This is a genomic window from Nocardia alni, from assembly GCF_019038435.1.
Taxonomy (GTDB): domain Bacteria; phylum Actinomycetota; class Actinomycetes; order Mycobacteriales; family Mycobacteriaceae; genus Nocardia; species Nocardia alni.
In genome coordinates, this window is record NZ_JAGPOX010000317.1 from 1 (window position 1) to 1,245 (window position 1,245).

2 protein-coding genes are annotated in these 1,245 nt (G+C 66.5%); both read left to right on the top strand.

Annotation, left to right across the window (positions count from 1 at the left end; genetic code table 11):
* Nucleotides 1-210, top strand: a 210-nt coding sequence (locus tag JZ791_RS44105) for a hypothetical protein (protein ID WP_216903931.1), incomplete at its 5' end; no start/stop codon positions are given.
* Between the two features lie 349 nt (nt 211-559).
* On the top strand, nt 560-1,168 hold the full coding sequence (locus JZ791_RS44110) for a DUF8020 domain-containing protein (protein ID WP_216903932.1): 609 nt from the start codon (nt 560-562) through the stop codon (nt 1,166-1,168).
* Nucleotides 1,169-1,245 lie beyond the last annotated feature (77 nt).

A 1,245-nucleotide genomic window follows, 5' to 3' on the forward strand; every position in this document is an offset into this window, starting at 1 on the left:
CCGCCCGCACCCCCCGTCATGCCGCCGACGCGCAATCGGGCGGCGCTGCCGTCGCTGGCGATATTCTTCCTGGTGATTCTCACAGTGGGGGTGGCGCTGACTACCCATTTCTTCCCGTTCTTCATTTTCCCGGCGGTGTTCTTCCTGTGGGTCCGCGGGCGCCGTGGCTGGGGGCCGGGGTATCGCGGCCGCCGTTCCTACCGGATGTGATCGCTCGGGCAGGGTGTGCTCGAGGTTCTCGAGCACAACTCTGTCGTCGGTCGGGTCCACGGCCATCGTCGGTACCGTCACGTGCGCGGCGATAAGCCGCTGAGTCATCCGATCGAACCGGTGTGAGTCGTGCGATCGATCCAGTGCGAGCCGCGCGGGTCGGTCCGGTGCGAGGCGTGCGGTCGGACCTGTCGTCCGGTTCGCTCATCGTGTCGTAGTCCCGAAGATCGGCTCGACGTCTGGCATGTGCGGATATCGTCCGGGAACCGAGCGGCTGAGTCAGAATGAAAGGGCACCGAGTCGGGGTCGGGGGATTGTCGGCATCGGCCGACGGAATGCGGGGAAAACCATGAGACCCAACAAATTCGCAGCGACCGCCGTCCTGGCGATCGGCGCTCTGGGACTGTCCGCCGGTGTCGTTCAGGCACAGGCGATTCCGGCCGAGACCGGCATCCAGGGCAGCGGACATCAGAATGTGATCATGCCGGGCACGGATATCCAGGTCACCGGCATCCAAGGCACGGGCCACCAGGGTGTCGATCACGGCATCCCCTATACCGTGACACCCGCCGCAGACGGTTCGGGCGTGGTATCCACCATCACCACTGGACATTTCGCCCTCACCCCGGACGCCCGGTCGGTCGCCCTGACCGACGCCGCGGGCAACACCGTGGTCACCCTACCGCTAGGTCTGCAAACCACCGCCGGCACCGTCGGCCTCACCCCGCGCATCGACAACAGCGGCCGAACCCTCACGCTCACACCGCAATCCACCGTCCGCCCCATCGACGACTATTCCGACACGATCGCCCGCAAGCAATACAACGCGGCCGTCGGCGCAGTGATCGGCGCCGGCATCGGCGCAGTACTCGGCTTCTTCCTGGGCGGCGTCGGAGCCCTGGTCACCATCCCGATCGGCGCAGGCATCGGCGCCCTGATCGGTTACAGCACCCCCTGATCAACAATCGCCGACAGCTCGCCCCGAACCATCCACCCCGGAGCTGCCCGCAACCACCCTGCCAAGCATGTCCCTCC